Raw genomic sequence first — 18,668 nt, 5'->3', positions numbered from 1 at the left:
CTCCACCCTTACGGGAAGCCGCTACGCGTCTACACACTCCACCCTTACGGGAAGCCGCGCAAAGCGTGTCTACACACTCCCCCACCTCCCCATCCCCAATTCCCCAATAATCCTTGCCTACTGAGCAATTCTACTTAATCCTCTGGCAGTTACAGATCTTTGCAAACTAGCCAGAGCGCGATTGTAAGACAAAATGGCGCTGACAACGTTGCCTTCTGCTTCTGTCAGATCATCCTCAGCTGCAATTACATCTGTTTGAGTTCCCACACCTGCTTGGAATCGTAAACGCGCCAAGCGCAAAGATTCTCTGGCTTGTTCTAAAGCAATATTAGCGGTGTTCACTCGGTCTAAATTGGCTCTTAATTCCGAATAGGCTTGCTCTACCTGGAAGCGGATTTGATTGCGTGTATCGTTAAACTGAGTTTCAGCAATCCTAATATTAGCTCTTTGCTGATCAGCTCTGGCTCTGGCTGCTCCCCCATCGTATAAATTGAGAGTGGCTTGCACTCCTAGCGAATAACCATCGGTAAGGCTAATACTATCATCAAACTGATCTAACAAGTTATAACTAGCAACTAAGCTGATTTGTGGTCCCAAATCTGCCAGTGCTAAACGCCGTCTCTGTTCGCTAAGATTACGTTGTGCTAACTGTTGTTGCAATTCCGGGCGGTTTTGATAAGCTAGTATAATAGTGTCTTCTAGTGGCAAATTCCAAAGACCTGCCAATCTGACAGGGTCTGCGGCATTGACACTCAGGGCATCTGGAATATTTAATGTAGTGGCTAACTGACTGCGGGCGATTCTTTGCTGAGACAATGCTTGACTCAGTTGTTGTTGAGCATTGGCCAAAGTTACCTGCGCTCGCAGTACGTCAAACTGAGTACCTACACCCGCTCTTTCTAGAGCTTGGGCATCACGCAAAGTCACCTCAGCATTTCTCACAGCAGACTGACGAATGCGTACGTTTTCGTCTGCTTCTTGCAGATTGTAGTAATTTTGGGCAACATTGAGGCGAATTTCCTCAGATTGATTTGCCACATTCAATTCTTGGAAGCGTAACTGTTCCTCAGCGGCTCCTATGTTGGCTGAGCGTCTGCCTGATGTATAGATATTATAAATAAGTTGTGCTTGACCACTAAAGGATGTACTCGGTTCATCGGTGGATTCACTACGAAGTTCTGGTGGTAAACCCTCTTCTTGTTGTTGTCGTATTTCTGAGGAGAGTTGACTTTGAGCAGATTGCTGACGGGTAATACCAGCACTCAAGTCAACAGTGGGAAATAAAGCTGCTTGAGCCTCTCGCAAAGCAGCTTTAGCTCTTTCTAGTTCTAGTAAAGCTATTTGTAGTTGTGTATTATTGCGTTGTGCTAGCTCTACAGCTTGTTCTAGGGTAATTGGCTGGGTTCCCCTTTGTCTGACTTCCTCTGGTCTGGTAGGAAAGAGCAAGGGGTTGCTTTTGTCGGGGTTGAGGTAATCAGGTGGAGGTGTTGTTTGTTTTTGTTGGTTGTTGATTGTTGGTGCTGTCGGTGTCGGAGAAACTGCTTGCGATACTAGTTGCTGAGGATAATTTTGTGGAGAACAACTAGTCGTATCTGGTGAACAATTCTTGGTTTCCAATAGCTTTGCCGAACCTGAACCTCTAGCGACATTTTTTAAAAAAGCTGAGGCTTGTAAATCAGGATTTTGTTTTAATGGTACTGGTGTGACTGAAGACTTAGGTGATTGCTGAGTCGCGATCGCATCAGTTGTCTCTATTGGCAATGTTTCTAGAGTTGAGTTTCTCCTAATCATGACTTCACGCAGCTTTTGCCTGACTTGAGAAGATGATGTAGTCTGCTGCACAGAGTTTTTCTCTAAGCCAACTTCAGTTTTAGTAGGACTTTGCCATCCATACTGAGTACCATCTTCAAAGGAAGCGACTTGCATAATTTCTGGCTGCAAGTTGCTATCAAAGATCGTAGAAGCAAGTTGATTGCTATCTATTGGCTGGGTTTGGTACGGATTTGCTGCTAAGCTGAAAACACTTGGCACGTCCTGAAAAGAAATTTTTCCTATTGGTAGAGCAACTGTTTTAGTAGCTATTTTGTTAACATCTTGAGTTGCAAACCGTTGCGTGTTAAGTGTCTTCAGTTCCCCTAGTGCTACTGGTTTGATGGTGGTCGGCAAATTAGTTACAGAATTAGTATTTTCTGCTACTAAATCTCCACCCTCTACAGGAGTAGAAATACTGGGGTTAACAACCTGCTGCGCCCAAGTTGGTTGAGTGGTTAATACTGCTGCTGTTACACCAGGTAAGAAACTATAGAATATAATCTGTCCTTTCACCGCATCCCCTCACACAAAAATAAGGCGGCTTCATACCGTTTTTTCACACAGAATATAACACGAGGCTAACTGGAAGCATCACTGCTGTCTTTGTCTTGAAAACTCTTGACAATGCGAGACAGTTCAGCTTTTTCATCGATACTAACGCGAGTCGGCGCTCCGCTGACAATTCTTTCATAATTGCGGAAAGAATCTTTAATTTCCGGCCCATCTGCTGTGATATTGTATTCACGAATACCCTTATCGTGCCAAGAACCGCGCATTTTAAATACATTGATTGCCCGTGCCATTTCTCCACGAATTTCTACATACTGCAACATCAAGATGGTGTCAGTAATTGTGGAAATATGGGAGTCGGTAATCGAATGCGAACCCATAAATTGATCGGTTGTATTAGTAAAAAAGCCTGTGATTTCTTCTTGCTTGGCGTAACCCGTGACACCAATTACAAATTGTCGAAATGCATTATTACTTACACCCCGCGCCAATGCTGAGAGCGAATCAATGGCAATTCGAGAAGGTTTAAAATCAGCAATTTCTGACTTAATAATTTGTAAGTGGTCTTCTAAGCCAGTTGATTCAGGATAGGTACAAATTATTTTTAGCAAACCTTGACGTTCTAAATCCTCAAACTCTATGCCCCAAGATGAGGCGTTACGTGAGAGTTGAGCGCGCGATTCTTCATAGGCAAATAATATTGCCCGTTCGCCATTTTGGCAGCCATTTTGAATAAATTTGCTGACTAATAATGTCTTACCTGTTCCTGTTGCTCCTGTTGCTAAGATGATTGAATCTTTAAAGAAACCACCGCCACACATATCATCTAAGGTTTTAACCCCAGAAGATACCCGTACGTTGGAAGACCTTTGAGTTAAACGCATTGCCCCAAGTGGGAAAATATTGACTCCTTCATTCGTAATTGTGAAAGGATATTCGCCTTTCATGTGTGTTGTACCACGCAATTTCAAAATTTCGACGGTACGACGACGACGTTCCCCTTCCAAGACGTTGCGGACAATTACTACGTTGTCGGAAACAAATTCTTCTACCCCAAAACAAGCAACTGGTCCATATTCCTCTGTACGTTCTGTGGTGATGATAGTGGTAACATTAAGTTGTTTGAGTCGGGCGACCAAACGGAAAATTTCACGCCTTATGACTCCAACAGCCTCATATTGCTGAAATACGGCTGTGATGGAGTCGATCACTACTCTTTTGGCTTTATATTTGCGGATGGCATATTGCAAGCGTTCGATCAATGCTGAAAGGTCAAAGTTACCAACAATATCTTGTCCTTCTGGGTCAGGAGAAGCATCCAAGATAAATAACTTCCCATCGTTGATTAAGCCTTGCAAATCCCAACCAAAAATATGTGCGTTTTTTATGATATCATAGGGCGATTCTTCAAAAGTGACGAACACCCCTGGTTCTTCAAAATAGCTAATACCGTTGACAAGAAACTGGAGAGAAAATAAAGTTTTGCCAGTTCCAGAGGTACCGCTGACCAGAGTAGTTCTCCCTACAGGTAATCCACCATGACTAATGTCGTCAAACCCCTCTATCATCGTACGAATTTTTTCTACACCACCAAATAGAGGTGCATTGTTTTTCTCTGGTTGGTCTTTTTCTCTCATCTTTTTTTATACTTAACAAATGGGAAATCAACCCAGTTATTATATTAATAAATGTTGAGACTTAGTTTTATCTATTTATATATCTATTCTGTTTGGAATTGTTCGTCTTCTGTTAACTCTTCATAAAGTAAGTCTAAACCAATCAATACTCTTTCTCTGTCTGATAAATCACCAATAATTTTCCGAACTGGTGGGGGCAATATTTTAGATAATGTTGGTGTGGCTAATATTTTATCTTCTTCTGCCAATTGTGGGTTTTTGAGTACGTCTATGACTTTGAGAGTATAAACTCCTTTAAATTCTTGTTCTAATATATTTTTAAGTGTTCTTAGTGCCATGACTGAATTGGCCGTATTCCCTGCCACGTACAACTTGAGAACATAAGTCTTTTTTATTTTATTCATAAGGCTAGAGTCAGGGATAATAAAGTAAAGACAGCTGCTATGTGTGCTAGCTGATCACGACGGTGAACCTACGGCTCAAAGACAACAAGCTTAACTTTGACTTAATTTGGGCTTTGTGCCTTCTGCTTCCCTATACTAGTACAACGCAATGGAGATGGAGATCTCATCCCAAACTTGGTTGTTTTAATTTTTTACTTTTAATTCTGTGTAGCGTTACTGGTCGACTCTGCGCTTCAACTGTAATTATGCCAGCCATCTGCAAGCCTTCTCTCAATTTTAAGCAGGTAGACATAATTATAGGACTTACGCAAAAGTTGCCAAAAAGCTTAATTGATCGAACCGCCAAGACGCCAAGAACGCCAATAATTCGTAGAGTGTGCGTAAGTCCTGAATTAAACGCAAAATGCTTATGCTCATAAACTAGATAGGTTCAGTTTTTCTCCATCCACCATCTGCCATATACTTACTTATTTGAGAAGCGATCGCCGATAAAGTTCACACAAGTGAGCAAGGATATCAATCAACGTCAAGCGATAGTCTAGTAACGTTTCGTCACTCCGTCCTTCTAATTTTAGCTGTTTGGAAAATTCATCAATGAGTTCCATATGAATTTCTATAATTTGCGGCACAGGAATATTAGCACAAAATACTGCATTGATAAATTTATCAATTTTTTCCTTCAGTGTTTTGTCTGTGGTAAAGTAATCTATAAGAATCTGGCGGTAGTCTGATTTGAGTTCCTGTAAAAACGCCTGTTGTTCGGCTTTTGTCATTTGCTGAAAAAAACTTTGCTGTTCTGGCTGCTGACATCTATTCACATGTGAAATATTCCTTTGATTTTTGATTTTTACTTTTGAACGCAACTACTTCTTCAGTCAAGGATGAGATTTTTCAAGATTTTTTAGTGGTAGTTGTTTGATAACAATATTTATTATTTGTCAAGTCACCAGTGTTACATATTCCCATTGAGCTAATTGTGATTACAATATAAATTGACCTTAAAGCTGAATTTATAGTTCAAAACCATAGGCATAAATATGCTTTTTAAGTTGATCAATGTTTAACTTTCCTTATAACGTTGCTAACTTCTGTTTAAAGAAAAATGACGGTGAACAAAGAGCATACTAAGTAAATAAGTAGAACTTGTAATTTGGCGAACAATATTACAGTCACATCAGCTGCATGGTTATTTTGTAAAGTTACCTAAATTTTGGTTCTTAACAAATTGTACAGTCTTATTAACAACTGTTACAAATGCTATTTCAAGCAGGCACTTGAACTGTATTTGAGGAGGGGATGAGTGAAGAGGAAATAAGTCGTCAATGCTTGCGATTAGACATTTTTATTTATGGGCGCAGCAGACATAAATTGGCACAGATTTAGTCTCATGCTAACTCGGCTGATGTTCGCCTCTTGTCCTTCATCTCTAACCAAATACAGATTCTCTAGTTTTACTCCTTAGATAAGATACTTAAACTAAGTTCAATGTTCGTCGCATTCTAAATCATTATAATTCCTAAAGGTTCTAAAGCGAATCTTTAGAGCCATAATTGTTTTAGTTGTTGCTATCTAAAGAGGCTTTTTAACACTAGCAGCACAACTGGCAACAGGAGGCTAAATTCTGAGCGGTGGTTATCGCTAATACAAACTGCTGAGGAGGAAAAGGTAGATATGTGGTCGGCAACTAGGCTATAAGAAATAACACTAATGCCAGAAGCTTTTGTATTATTTCTCACCCTGCTGCACTGCATTTCACTAAATTCCTTATTTTAAAACCCCTGTAAATGTACTTGGCTTACAGGTTAGTAGGCTAGGTTAGTATCAAACCGAAAAAGAGCAAAGTCAAACGCCATCGCCCACCCAAACTCTTGGAGGGTTGAATTTCTGGTTTCCAAAGCTCTTTGAGAAGCAGGTGTAAGGGTGAGTTTTTCAACCCGTAACCTGAATCGCCTGATAACCGCGAATGGCAAAGTGAGATATGGCTGGGAGCGCAAACAGCACCAGGTTAGCTACTTGGTGATGCTAGATGTTTCCGCACCGAGAGGATTATACTCGAAAGCTTATGTCAATGTTAAAGTACCCGCTCTACGAATTCATCAGCACTGTACCCATCTGCTCAAGAACAGCAACTCTCAAGGTTGTGTTGGCAAGTTTTGAGACAGAGCAGTGCGATCGCCTAGTAGTTTTGAATGAGCAGCAAAACCCTGTTGGGGTAATTTATTCTGCCCATTTGCTACCAGAAATTTTGGTAGCAAATCAAGTAAATAGTAATCAAGCAGGGTCTTTTGATTTAGAACAAACATTGACAAGCTGGGGAGCAAGTTTGATACAACCAATACAAAATTTACCCTCAGACTGGGGTGTCGAGGAATTTAGTTATTTGTTGCGATCGCAACAGAATAAAAATAATATTAACCGAGATTGGGCATTAATTGACTCTGAAGGCAAATTTTTAGGGTTAATAGATAGCTCAAGGTTACTGCAATTTGTGGTTCGGCAAAGAACGCAAACTCAACCACAAATCGAAAATACTACCAAAAAAGCCAAATCTCGTCGCCGCAAAACACCCGTGGTTGCTAAGCCTACAAAAGAAGAAAAACAGGCAACACTCGGAGCTTCACCATCGCCCAATCATCCTTTAATTCAACTGTTAGAAAGACTACCCTGGCCTTTAATGCTGCAAACTAACACAGGCAAAATTGTAACCCAAAACCCAGCATGGTGGCAGCAATTAGGAGTTTTAAAAGATCCAGAAGGAGTTAGACAACAAGTAGAAGCAATCCTGAATCCCGCAACACTCAAAAACCTGGAAAATCGTACTCACCAAGGCTTATCTAATAGCAGCATTACTAATCATACTCATCATTATCAACCTCAGCCCGTAGCCGCGAAAACTCTAATTCAAGACGATATGTCAACTAGCAGTGAAGTACTGCTACCAACGGCTACAAGCCAGTATTCAGAATTACCCACATCATTAGAACAACCGACACAACTATCTTCTAAGGTCAATCACTGTTTTTTAGATAGCCGACATGGAACTTGTACCTGCGTTGTAGAAGTACAAAATGGTCAAGAAAGAGTCTGGCAATTTGCCAAAATTCCTTTAGATAGTCCAGAACTAAAAGTTAAAAATCCCGGTTCAGATACAGCAGTTAACTCAGATTTGTGGTTGATGTTAGCCACAGATGTCACTGAACAACAGCAACTTTGTAAAGAGCTAGCAGCAAAAAATGCCGATCTAATGCAACTAAATCGGTTAAAAGATGAATTTTTAGCCTGTATTAGTCATGAGTTAAAAACTCCCCTAACCGCGGTTTTGGGATTATCGCGATTGTTGGTAGATCAACAATTAGGAGAACTCAACGAGCGGCAAGCGCGTTATGCTGGACTAATTCATCAAAGTGGACGGCATTTGATGAGTGTAGTCAATAATATTTTGGATTTGACCCGCATGGAAACGGGGCAAATGGAACTGATGCTAGCAATTGTTAATATTCGTACAGTGTGCGATCGCGCTATCAGTGAAGCAAAAGCTATCCACGCCCAAAGTCGTAAAACCATGGTCTCTTCTCATCCTCAGACTGGTGGAGAAGAACACAAATTCAGTCTTTTTATAGAACCAGGTTTAGAAGAAATTGTCGCAGATGAGTTTCGCCTGCGTCAAATGTTAGTACACCTGCTATCCAATGCCTTCAAATTCACCGAAACAGGAGGAGAAATCGGACTGCGAGTCAGTCGTTGGGAAGGTTGGATCACATTTACGGTATGGGATACAGGAATTGGCATTCCCGAACATCAACAGCATCTGATCTTTCAGAAATTCCAACAATTAGAACATCCCCTTACCCGCCAATTTGAAGGTACAGGACTAGGTTTAGTCTTAACCAGAGCCCTTGCTCGTCTCCACGGTGGTGATGTTAGCTTTTTATCTCGTGAAGGTAAAGGCAGTCAGTTTACTTTGTTATTACCACCGAGTCCCCCGAAAGAAGTGGGAAGATTAGGAAACGAGGAAATGGGGAAAAAGATGATGGGGAGAAAGATTTCACCCTACCCCATCACCGTACCACCTTACTACAACCTCACCCCGAACCTGCAAGAACCACAAAGGCAAAAACAGACATCTACAGTTCATCACTCCAGTTCTTCCCAACAACTAGTATTGGTAGTAGAAGCAGTTGCTCGGTATATTGAAGATTTAACCGAACAACTTACAGGCTTAGGTTATCGAGTAGTAATTGCGCGTTCAGGATGTGAAGCTGTAGAAAAAGCCCGGCGTTTGCAACCCAAAGCTGTATTTCTCAATCCCTTACTACCTCTGCTTTCCGGTTGGGATGTGCTAACTTTACTCAAATCCGATGCTACAACTCGCCATATCCCTGTAATTGTGACAGCAACGGCGGCGGAGAAAGAACAAGCATTTGCCAATCGTGCTGATGGTTTTTTGAGTTTACCAGTGGAACCTCAATTTTTAGCACCGCTATTGGAAAGTTTGTATACAATTTCCCAGAAAAAACCGCACAACAAAGAAGCTAAAGCAACTCAAGTTCATACCCCACTGCGAATTCTCAGATTAGTCCATCCTGAAAGAGACACTCTTGATTTGTATCCCCTCCTACTCCAACATCGGATCATTGAAGTAGATGATATTGAACAGGCAGAATTGCTAGCGAGAGTGTGGCAGTTTGATGTGGTTTTATTGGATGCAGAAGTACCAGCAGCAGCAGCTTATCTACAAAAACTGAGTAAGTTTCCTCGCTTGGCAACTCTACCCTTGGTTACTTGTGATGTGAAAACCACACAGATAGCTTCTCAAATACCTGGTTTGTCCGTGTTTCCTTGTTTAATGCGATCGCCCACAAACAACAGCGATAATAGTAAAAAAATAGATGCTTTATTATCAGTTTTGCAAATAGCAGTTGGTATATCCTGTCCTCCCTGTATCTTAGTAGTGGAATTGGCAGGATTACCAGATTTGCCAGATGCAAAACGCAAGCATTCTAGTAGGAAAAGTTTAGACAAAGACTCTCAAGCCCCAGATTTTCCCCAGCAAGGCTTGAAACCTCTAACTATCTCTCGTGGTTCCGAGTGGTTCCAAGCATTAATTCAGTATTTGCATACAGCCGGACTGAAAGCGACAATCGGTAGATCCTGGGAAGAATTGCTACAACAACTCCGCCACGAAAGCGTTGATTTGTTGCTAATTTGCTTAGAAGAATCTAGTCTAAAAAAAGAAGTATACTCAGCCCTGAAAGTACTAGGGGAGTTACCTGTAAAATTGCCGCCCGTTTTGGTACTAGATCAGCAATTAAATCCTGATCTTGCTCAGGAACATTCCTTAGACAATGCTGTGGGTGCGATCGCCACCCAAGTTTTGCCTCGATCAATATCAATGGAAGATTTGCTTAATCATATTAATCAAGCTTTAGCAACAAATGAATAGAGTAATTAGGGATCGGGGAGATGAGGTGATGGGGAGGTTCTGACTACTAACTACTAACCACTGTACAGACGTGCCATGGCACGTCTCTACAACCACTAACTACTAACCAATAACAAATGACAAATGGACTAACTCAAGATTTTACCAAAACTGTGATCGGAGTTAATTTCAATTACTAAATCAACTAGTGTTGAAGATTCAATTAAGGGTTTGATAAATAATTCTGGGTGAAGAGAACACCAAAAGTACTTGACAAATTGCTCAATTTCTGATTCTGTCATGCCCGGCTTGCCAAGAGCAATCATTTGCCTTTCAGCTTGTTGACGCCATTCCAACGAAAATCGATAATCTGTAGGATACAGCACAATTAAGCTATCTAATCTTTCCCACAGTGGCAGATAATCACGCAGTTTATCATTGATATCACGGGCAAAAGCTTGATCTTCGGGAGTCAAAATCGGCGACGGTGGGTGATCAAATGCACTGGGATCAATTGGACGTACACCAACAAACCAACCCTCAAATAATACAATGTCTGCATTTGTGACAATTTCTGGAGTAGTTCTATCACCAGCACCATTGTATGCTGACTTATCAAAGCGAGGCACTGACACTGGCAATTCACAGCTACGAATTTTGTCTAGTACAGTTAAGCCTAACTCAACATCATGAGTTCCTGGTGGACCACGCCAAATTAATCGGGGATCATGCTGTTTCAGAATTTGGCGATCGCGATAGGTTTTGTATAGGTCATCCAGAGATAAACTTAGGGTATTATATCCCAAATACCCAATAATCAAAGCCAATACCCGACACAAAGTAGTCTTACCTGTCCCTTGTCCTCCCAAAATACCTTGAATCAGCGGACGATTTAGTTGCTGTCGATGGGATACCAGCCTTTTAGCTAGAGGTAGCCACACATTGTACAAAACCTCCGACACAGCTTGCGGCTGCATCTGGAGATGAGTTTGGCAAAATTCCAGCACATCAAGATAGATAGATTTGAACAAGTCATTTGTCATTGGTCATTTGTTAGTGGTTAGTGGTTAGTAGTTAGTAGTTAGTGGTTAGTAGTTAGTGGGTAGAGACGCGATGTTCCTCGCGTCTGTACAATAGTAGTTAGTAGTTTGTGGTTAATAATAATTCCTCTACCCCTCACACTCCACCCTTACTGGAAGCCTATGAGCGCGTCTACACACTCTCCCCATCACCCCATCACCCCATCTCTCCACACTCCTCAAGATCCCAGCTTAAATGCTTCCAAAAATAAGCTATAGGTGAGACCAACTTTCAGGTAGTTGATTGCTTGCACCCAAAAGACTTGTCGTGCCAAAACACTGCGATTGTAAAATATCCTATTGGCAATTTCTGTTGCCAACACTAAAGTTCCAGCTACTACAATATCCCATTCTGCTGTTTGTCCAGCGGTAGTTGCTACTGCGCTTCCAAGAAAAAAACCGAGTAAAAAACTGATTATTAATATAGATATGCGTCGCCAAGGGTTGAGAATCCATTCTGCTAAACGCCTAGTAAGTACATTGAATAAGTTATTGAGACGAGTATTTTGCATGATAGAGATAGTACTTAAAACAGTAAAAATACTCAGTGTTTAAGAGGGTAGGAATGTAAGAAAAGTGTTTTTGTTTGATATTTACACTGCTATACTCTTATACTCCCATACCTAGCCTGAGAAAGACTTTGAGCAAAATTTGATGAGATATTTCCATCTTGAAGATATTAGGTTTAGCATAAAGTTGTGTGGATATTATTTGAAGTTGTTTTGGGTTTAGGGTGAATACAAAAATTAATACATAATATCATCATCTTGAGCTACGGCGAAGAAATGAAGCGTCAAGGAATTTTTTCCTAACTTCCTTCGATATTGATGCTCATGATGACATAAATTATACATCTTGCCCCCGAATTCTCAAAAAGCCAGTGTCGGCAATTGCACCAGTTACTAGTTATTTGTGATCGGTGACATAGTTTTGATGTTCACTGAATCAATTATCACTGTTGACAGTGGGCTAGTATCTTAAACGAGCCTAGAAAAAAATACTTATTTGTAATAATTATCAATATGAAATCGCCAATCTACCGTAATGCTGTTCTCACAGCTGCCTGCTTGGGATTGCTGTTGTTGCCTGTAGGGTGCTATGAAGTTAAAGTATCCTTTGAGGCAGATCAACCCTCTGAATCTCCTGCAAATACTAACTCAGAAAGTGCGATCGCTTCTACTTTAAATACTTCCGTAGCGACACCTACAAAATCTTTATTTACATATCATCAAGGCTCGACGGTCAAAGCAACAGGCCAGGGAATTTTACGCATGAGTAATCAAACCGAACAGCCAGTCCGCCTTGCTTTACTAGCACGCAAAGCGGGAGTTAAAAGTAAGTCTGAACAAAGCTATGCAGTTCCAGCGCATTGGGATTTTGCCCCAGGAGAAGGTAGTGAAAAGGGCCTGATTTTATCCCTACCCAACGGTACTATCAAAATTGAAAAGGGAGATATTTTAGTTGCCTTTGCACAGGATGGATCCCGTCGCTACTGGGGACCTTACGTGGTTGGCGAAACTCCCACTCCTGTGTGGAACCCACAAAAGCAAGAATGGGAGTTGATTCTTGATTAGTAGTTAATTGTTAGTAGTTAGTGATTAGTGGTTAATATTTGTTTTGAGAACAAAGAACAAAAAATCACAGTTAAACGACTATTGACTAGTGACACTATACCATTGACTATTGACTATTGACTATTGACTTGTGACTCAATGACAATTCGCGCACTTGACCAGTTGTTAACTAGGATTGGCAAACGTCCAGCCTTTGTGATCGCACTGTCAACTTTGTGGTTGATTTTGGTTGGTGGGATCGCATTTTTTTGGCATTTGGGCAGTATTGGGCTGATAGATGAAACCGAGCCTTTGTTTGCTGAAGCTTCCCGCCAAATGTACACAACAGGTGATTGGATCACGCCGTTTTTCAACGGCAAAACTCGCTTTGATAAACCTGCTTTGATTTACTGGTGTCAAGCGATCGCATACAGTATTTTTGGTGTGAATGAGTGGGCTGTACGTCTGCCAAGTGCGATCGCGGCAATGGCTGTCATTAGCTTGGGTTTTTATACTGTGCAATGGCAACTGGCAAAACAAGATGCTTTGGAACAAGTTTTTCGCCCTTCTAGGCGCTGGTTAACTGCTGGCGTAGTAGCAGCTGTAATGGCACTAAATCCCGAAATGATTGTTTGGGGAAGAACAGGTGTCTCGGATATGCTGCTCACTGGCTGCATAGGATCAGCATTGTTGTGCTTTTTTTTGGGATACGCAAGTCAGGAGGGATCACAGATCGGGGACAGAGAACAAGGAGGACACGGAGAATATCACACTCCCCATACTCCCCCCACTGTCCCTAATCCCCACCTCCCCAAGAAATGGTATCTCGCCTGCTACGTACTAATTGCTGGTGCAATTTTGACTAAAGGACCGGTGGGTATTGTTTTACCAGGGCTAATTATCAGCGCGTTTTTGCTTTATCTGGGCAAATTCCGAGAGGTGATGCGAGAAATGCGCCTCTTGCTAGGTATGCTAATTATTTTGGTCTTATCACTGCCTTGGTACGTGCTGGTGACTTGGCGCAATGGCTGGAATTACATTAACTCGTTTTTTGGCTACCACAATATTGAGCGCTTCACAGAAGTAGTCAATGGTCATACAGCTCCCTGGTATTTTTACTTTCTGGTAGTATTACTGGGTTTTGCTCCATACTCAGTGTACTTGCCGCTATCAATGGCAAGGCTGAAATTTTGGCAGCGCAACTATTGGTGTTCTCAAGAGCGATCGCAACAACTTGGTTTATTTGCCTTTTTCTGGTTTGTGAGCATCTTCGGCTTTTTTACCATTGCCGTTACCAAACTTCCTAGCTATGTCCTACCCTTAATGCCAGCAGCAGCAATCCTAGTAGGACTTTTGTGGAGTGATTTACTCAAAGAGCATAGGTTAAGCAAACAAACAGATATCCTTACTTCTCACACTCCCAGACGCGCCATGGCGCGTCTCTACATTACTTCCCCCACTCCCCCTCTCCCTTCCTCCCTCCTCTGGACTGGCTGGGTCAACGTAATATTTGTATCAGCGATCGCAGTAGCACTATTTTACGTACCCCGGTTGTTAGGTGCTGATCCGGCTGCACCACAATTTCGCCAAATGCTGCAACAGTCAGGTTTGACAAAGTTGGGAAGCGCAATCTGGTTAGTGTGTGCAGTGGTATTGGCAGTGGTAATGCTGCGTCGCCGTTGGCGTCTGTTGATTGGTGTGAATTTGTTGGCATTTACGCTGTCTTTAATTTTTGTCCTGACTCCAGCCTTATTTTTGATAGATCAAGAACGTCAGTTACCTTTAAGAGAATTGTCAGCGATCGCAGTCCAAGTCCAAAAACCAGGTGAAGAATTAGTCATGGTTGGCTTCCAAAAACCCACTGTTGTTTTTTATAGCCAACGTCCTGTAAACTATATAAAAATGAGTGCAGCCGCGGGCGATTATGTGAGAAAGGAGGCTGTGAATAAAACACAATCTGATTCAATTTTAGTTTTAGCTCAACCGAAAAAGTTTCCAGAAATGGGTTTACAATCAAATAGCTATCAAACTTTAGGAAAAAGTGGCGCTTATCAATTAATTAGAGTGTTTTTGAATAAGTAAATTGTTGCTCTTGATAAAGGTATTTCCAGTACTCCTACTAGAGAGTCTTTATGGGGTTTGACCCTAATTCAGCCATTTTTCCTGCGAGAATGAAACAGTCCTGCCGTTATAGGGGGATTGAAGGGTAATAACAAGCATACGTAACTTGAAGCGATCACTAAAATATATAAAATTACTGAGCCAGTAATCTTTCAGTAGAGGATATATTCAAATTTAAATACATCCGCTGCTGCTCATGAATAACTCTGCAAAAATATCCTGGAATGACGTTTTGGTTGCATTTCAAGAAATTTGGGGTTACAAAGATTTTCGTTCGCCACAGGGAGAAATTATTCGCAGTTTATTGGCAAAAAATGATGCACTAATTATCATGCCTACTGGTGGCGGAAAATCTATTTGCTTTCAGTTGCCAGCCTTGTTACAAACAGGGTTAACATTGGTAGTTTCACCTCTAGTAGCGCTGATGGAAAATCAAGTTCAAGAACTACGCCAACACAAGTTAAGCGCTGCACTTTTACATAGCGAATTGCCATCTTGGCAACGACGAAAAATTCTGCAAGCTTTAGAACAACAAAAGTTGAGATTATTATATCTATCGCCAGAAACTTTATTTAGCCCCCCAGTATGGCAAATATTATGCCAGCCACAACTTACAATTAACGGCTTGATATTAGATGAGGCACATTGTTTAGTGCAATGGGGAGACACTTTTAGACCCGCCTATCGAAGAATTGGGGCAGTGCGGCCAGCATTGTTGAAATCAAAACCAGTAGGAACAAAAATAACGCTAGCCGCTTTCACTGCCACTGCCGATCCTCTAGCCCAAAAAATCATCCAAGAAACTTTACAACTAAACCAACCAGCAGTCTTTCTTTTAGACCCCTATCGCCCTAATCTTAACCCAAGAGTCCAATTAGTTTGGACTCCAAGGGACAGAAAGCAACAATTATTCAAATTTATCAGAGAAAAACAACAAACAGCGGGATTAGTCTATGTTCGCAGCAGGCGAGATAGCGAGAATATAGCTGCATGGCTGCAACAGATGGGTTATGTGACAGCCAGTTACCATGCAGGACTGAGTGCAGAAGAACGCCGCATAATTGAAACTGCTTGGATACAAGGGAAAATACCATTTGTTGTCTGTACTTCTGCTTTTGGTATGGGGATAAACAAATCAGATGTCCGTTGGGTGGTTCACTTTCACGCACCTTTGTTTTTATCAGAGTATGTACAGGAAATTGGACGCGCCGGACGAGATGGTAAACCAGCACAGACATTAACTTTGGTAAGTGAACCTACGGGTTGGTTAGATCCAGAAGACAAGCAAAGGCAGAAGTTTTTTGAGGATAAAATGCGATCGCAACAGCAACAAGCACAGCAATTAATCAAAAAACTACCAAAAACAGGGGAAATAAACGCAGTTACACGACAATCTCCTGATGCTGCTATTGCTCTTTCTCTGTTGCACAGTACTGGTCAACTCAACTGGCTTGACCCTTTTCACTACACCATTGTGTCTAGTAAGAAAAGTCAGCCTGTAAGTCAATTGCACGCCGCCAAGCAGATGAATAAATATCTTACTACCAAGCAGTGCCGTTGGCAGTTTTTGTTAAACGCCTTTGGTTTTCATCAAAAGGGTGAAAATTGGCGTTGTGGTCATTGTGATAATTGTCGTAGGGGCAAAGCATTTGATGAGTAATCTTTCCACAAAACCAATCAATTATCACCTAAAGGCTTCGCCCGTACATTTGATCATTACTTAAACAAATGACCAATGACAAATGACCAATGACAAATAACGATTTTAAAACTGCTGCAAAAAGCGCAAATCGCTAGTATACACACGACGAATATCATCCAGTTGATGCAGCACCATAGCAAAGCGTTCTACACCAAAACCAGCAGCAAAACCAGTATAAACTTCTGGGTCGTATCCTACCGCTTTCAACACATTTGGATCGACCATACCGCAGCCCATCACTTCTAACCAGCGTCCATTCCACTGTAAGTCAACTTCCGCAGATGGTTCTGTAAATGGGAAATAACTGGCACGGAAGCGGATAGGCAAATCTCCAAACATCTGATTTAAAAATACTTTGATTGTGCCTTTGAGATCGGTGAAAGTTAGTCCCTCATCAATTGCCAAAAGTTCAATTTGATGAAACACTGCCGCGTGAGTAGCATCCACGTTATCTCTTCGATAGACCCTTCCTGGTGCAACAATGCGGATAGGGGGTTCCTCGGCTTCCATGTAACGAATTTGTACCGATGAGGTATGAGTCCGTAGCAAGTTACCATCTGGCAAGTAGAAAGTATCCTGCATATCGCGGGCCGGGTGGTCAGGCGGGGTATTTAGGGCCTGGAAGTTGTAGTAGTCTGTTTCCATTTCTGGACCAGAAGCCACCGTGTAGCCCATACCAACAAAAATATCCAGCGCCCGATCAATCATACCGTTGATCGGATGGACTCGACCTTGAGGGCGGTAAATTCCCGGCATTGTGACGTCTAAAGTTTCCGCCTCCAGCTGTGCTTGAATTTGAGCTGCTTCCAGGGCCGTGCGTTGCTGGTCAAGGCTTGTTTGCAGTGCTTCTTTAACTGTATTAGCGATCGCACCAATTTTTGGTCGTTCCTCTGTTGGGAGTTTACCCATACCGCCCAGAAGCACTGATAAACTACCTTTTTTGCCCAGGTACTTGACTCTTAATTCCTCAAGAGTTTCCAAGGTAGTGGCAGCTGCGATCGCTTTTTCTCCTTCCTCTTGCAGTGCCAAAAGTTGAGTCTCTAAATTACTTGTCATTAGTTAATAATCAACAGTCATTGGTCATCTAAAGTATGACGTGTGAAGTATGAAGGATGAAAATTTTTTATACTTAATCCTTTATCCTTCAGCCTTCATCCTTTCTTTGGTCATTGGTCATTAACTTGGGACTAATGACAAATGACAAAAGACTAATCAAATTAATTAATAAGTCAATTGTGCATCAAAGGCAACGGTTATAACGCAACCTGCTACTACCAGTTTAGAAGCGATATTAGGAAACGGGGAGTTGGGGACAAAGGAGAAATTCTTCCTTGTCCCTCTTGTCTCCCCAATTCCCGATCCCGATTCCCAATCCCTTTTTTCACATCTTGTGACTTATGACATTGACAATTAACCAAAGACTATTGACTAATGACTTAATGAATGACAAATGACACATGCGCTGTAATCAACAAATGAAATTACTAATCAGTAACGATGATGGGATTTATGCCCTGGGTATTCGCACCCTTGCTAATACATTGGCAGAAGCAGGACATGAAGTAACTGTAGTTTGTCCGGATCGAGAACGTTCGGCCACTGGACATGGGCTGACCTTACATCAACCAATTCGTGCTGAAATTGTCGAGTCTATTTTTCATCCTGCCGTCAAAGCTTGGGCTTGTGATGGTACTCCCTCTGACTGTGTAAAATTAGCACTATGGGCCTTGCTTGATTCTCCCCCCGACTTGGTTATTTCTGGTATTAATCAAGGTGCGAATTTGGGAACAGAAATTCTTTATTCTGGTACTGTTTCTGCGGCAATGGAGGGCTTAATTGAAGGTATTCCCAGTGTGGCACTTAGTCTTACTAGTTTCTCTTATAGAGATTTTCAACCCGCAGCGAAATTTGCCAAAATCTTAGTGGAATATCTAGCAGCAAAACCTTTGGTGGATTTGATGTTGCTTAACATTAACATTCCTGCTGTGACGTGGGAAGAAATCTCCGGAGTTCTCATCACTCGCCAAGGAGTGCGACGCTACGTTGATGTTTTTGATAAAAGAATTGATCCGCGTGGTAAAACTTACTACTGGTTAACCGGAGAGGTTTTAGAAGATATAGAACCACCAGTAGGTTTGAATTTGCCTCAAGATATACCTATGGACGTGCATGTCGTCCGTGATAACTACATTAGTGTGACGCCATTACAATATAACCTGACCTATGGCACAGGGTTGCATCAATTATCCCAGTGGAACTTCAAACTAAAGTAGGTTTTAGGAGCACCTCGCCCTGAGTACCCCTTGAAGTGAAGTTCAACCCTCATAGCCCAAGTCAGTTAAAACGGACTCAAATGTATATCCAGTGAGCTTTAGCTTACTTGAGCTAAAGACTAGTAAAATTTATTTCTTGGCGGACGAAAAAGTAA

The 18,668-nt window shown here is 41.7% G+C and carries 11 protein-coding genes and 1 pseudogene; 5 read left to right on the top strand and 7 right to left on the bottom strand.

What is annotated here, in order from left to right; translation table 11 throughout:
* Positions 1–117 precede the first annotated feature (117 nt).
* The 4 genes and pseudogenes from NIES592_RS20445 to NIES592_RS20430 form a co-directional block, all read right to left on the bottom strand.
* Complete coding sequence (locus NIES592_RS20445; RefSeq protein ID WP_073556734.1) at positions 118–2,325, bottom strand: TolC family protein; 2,208 nt, start codon at positions 2,323–2,325, stop codon at positions 118–120.
* Positions 2,326–2,390: 65 nt separating this feature from the next.
* Complete coding sequence (gene kaiC / locus NIES592_RS20440) at positions 2,391–3,959, bottom strand: circadian clock protein KaiC (protein WP_062249961.1); 1,569 nt, start codon at positions 3,957–3,959, stop codon at positions 2,391–2,393.
* Positions 3,960–4,042: 83 nt separating this feature from the next.
* Positions 4,043–4,363 (bottom strand): circadian clock protein KaiB, encoded by a 321-nt coding sequence (gene kaiB, locus NIES592_RS20435; RefSeq protein ID WP_009459932.1) that lies wholly within the window; start codon positions 4,361–4,363, stop codon positions 4,043–4,045.
* A 467-nt stretch (positions 4,364–4,830) separates the two neighbouring features.
* Positions 4,831–5,154 (bottom strand): annotated as a pseudogene (locus tag NIES592_RS20430) (circadian clock protein KaiA); the annotation flags it as partial.
* A 1,277-nt stretch (positions 5,155–6,431) separates the two neighbouring features.
* On the opposite strand from NIES592_RS20430, the gene NIES592_RS20425 reads away from it, so the two are divergent.
* Complete coding sequence (locus tag NIES592_RS20425; protein ID WP_073556732.1) at positions 6,432–9,806, top strand: ATP-binding response regulator; 3,375 nt, start codon at positions 6,432–6,434, stop codon at positions 9,804–9,806.
* A gap of 128 nt (positions 9,807–9,934) precedes the next feature.
* Here the strand turns inward: NIES592_RS20425 and NIES592_RS20420 are convergent, their stop codons facing one another.
* Positions 9,935–10,828, bottom strand: a complete 894-nt coding sequence (locus NIES592_RS20420) for a glycerate kinase (protein ID WP_073556731.1) — start codon at positions 10,826–10,828, stop codon at positions 9,935–9,937.
* A 215-nt stretch (positions 10,829–11,043) separates the two neighbouring features.
* Positions 11,044–11,376 (bottom strand): DUF565 domain-containing protein, encoded by a 333-nt coding sequence (locus NIES592_RS20415; RefSeq protein ID WP_062249955.1) that lies wholly within the window; start codon positions 11,374–11,376, stop codon positions 11,044–11,046.
* A gap of 510 nt (positions 11,377–11,886) precedes the next feature.
* Between NIES592_RS20415 and NIES592_RS20410 the strand changes: the two genes are divergently transcribed.
* The 3 genes from NIES592_RS20410 (at position 11,887) to NIES592_RS20400 (ending at position 16,198) form a co-directional block, all read left to right on the top strand.
* Positions 11,887–12,438 carry a hypothetical protein gene (locus NIES592_RS20410; RefSeq protein ID WP_062249953.1) on the top strand — a complete coding sequence of 184 codons (552 nt, stop codon included), beginning with the start codon at positions 11,887–11,889 and terminating at the stop codon, positions 12,436–12,438.
* A 138-nt stretch (positions 12,439–12,576) separates the two neighbouring features.
* On the top strand, positions 12,577–14,499 hold the full coding sequence (locus tag NIES592_RS20405; protein ID WP_073556730.1) for an ArnT family glycosyltransferase: 1,923 nt from the start codon (positions 12,577–12,579) through the stop codon (positions 14,497–14,499).
* Positions 14,500–14,734: 235 nt separating this feature from the next.
* The gene (locus NIES592_RS20400) at positions 14,735–16,198 is read left to right on the top strand and encodes a RecQ family ATP-dependent DNA helicase (protein WP_073556729.1); all 1,464 of its coding nucleotides are present in this window, start codon (positions 14,735–14,737) and stop codon (positions 16,196–16,198) included.
* Positions 16,199–16,303: 105 nt separating this feature from the next.
* Here NIES592_RS20400 and pheS read toward each other — a convergent pair whose 3' ends face one another.
* Entirely contained in the window at positions 16,304–17,296 is a 993-nt protein-coding gene (gene pheS / locus NIES592_RS20395) for a phenylalanine--tRNA ligase subunit alpha (RefSeq protein WP_009459940.1), read from the bottom strand.
* 419 nt (positions 17,297–17,715) lie between these two features.
* Between pheS and surE the strand changes: the two genes are divergently transcribed.
* Complete coding sequence (surE, locus tag NIES592_RS20390) at positions 17,716–18,513, top strand: 5'/3'-nucleotidase SurE (RefSeq protein ID WP_062250854.1); 798 nt, start codon at positions 17,716–17,718, stop codon at positions 18,511–18,513.
* Positions 18,514–18,668 lie beyond the last annotated feature (155 nt).

The sequence above is a fragment of the Fischerella major NIES-592 genome, from assembly GCF_001904645.1.
Taxonomy (GTDB): domain Bacteria; phylum Cyanobacteriota; class Cyanobacteriia; order Cyanobacteriales; family Nostocaceae; genus Fischerella; species Fischerella thermalis.
The sequence above is the reverse complement of the archived record's forward strand: the minus strand, read 5'-3'. Positions and strand labels throughout refer to the sequence as shown.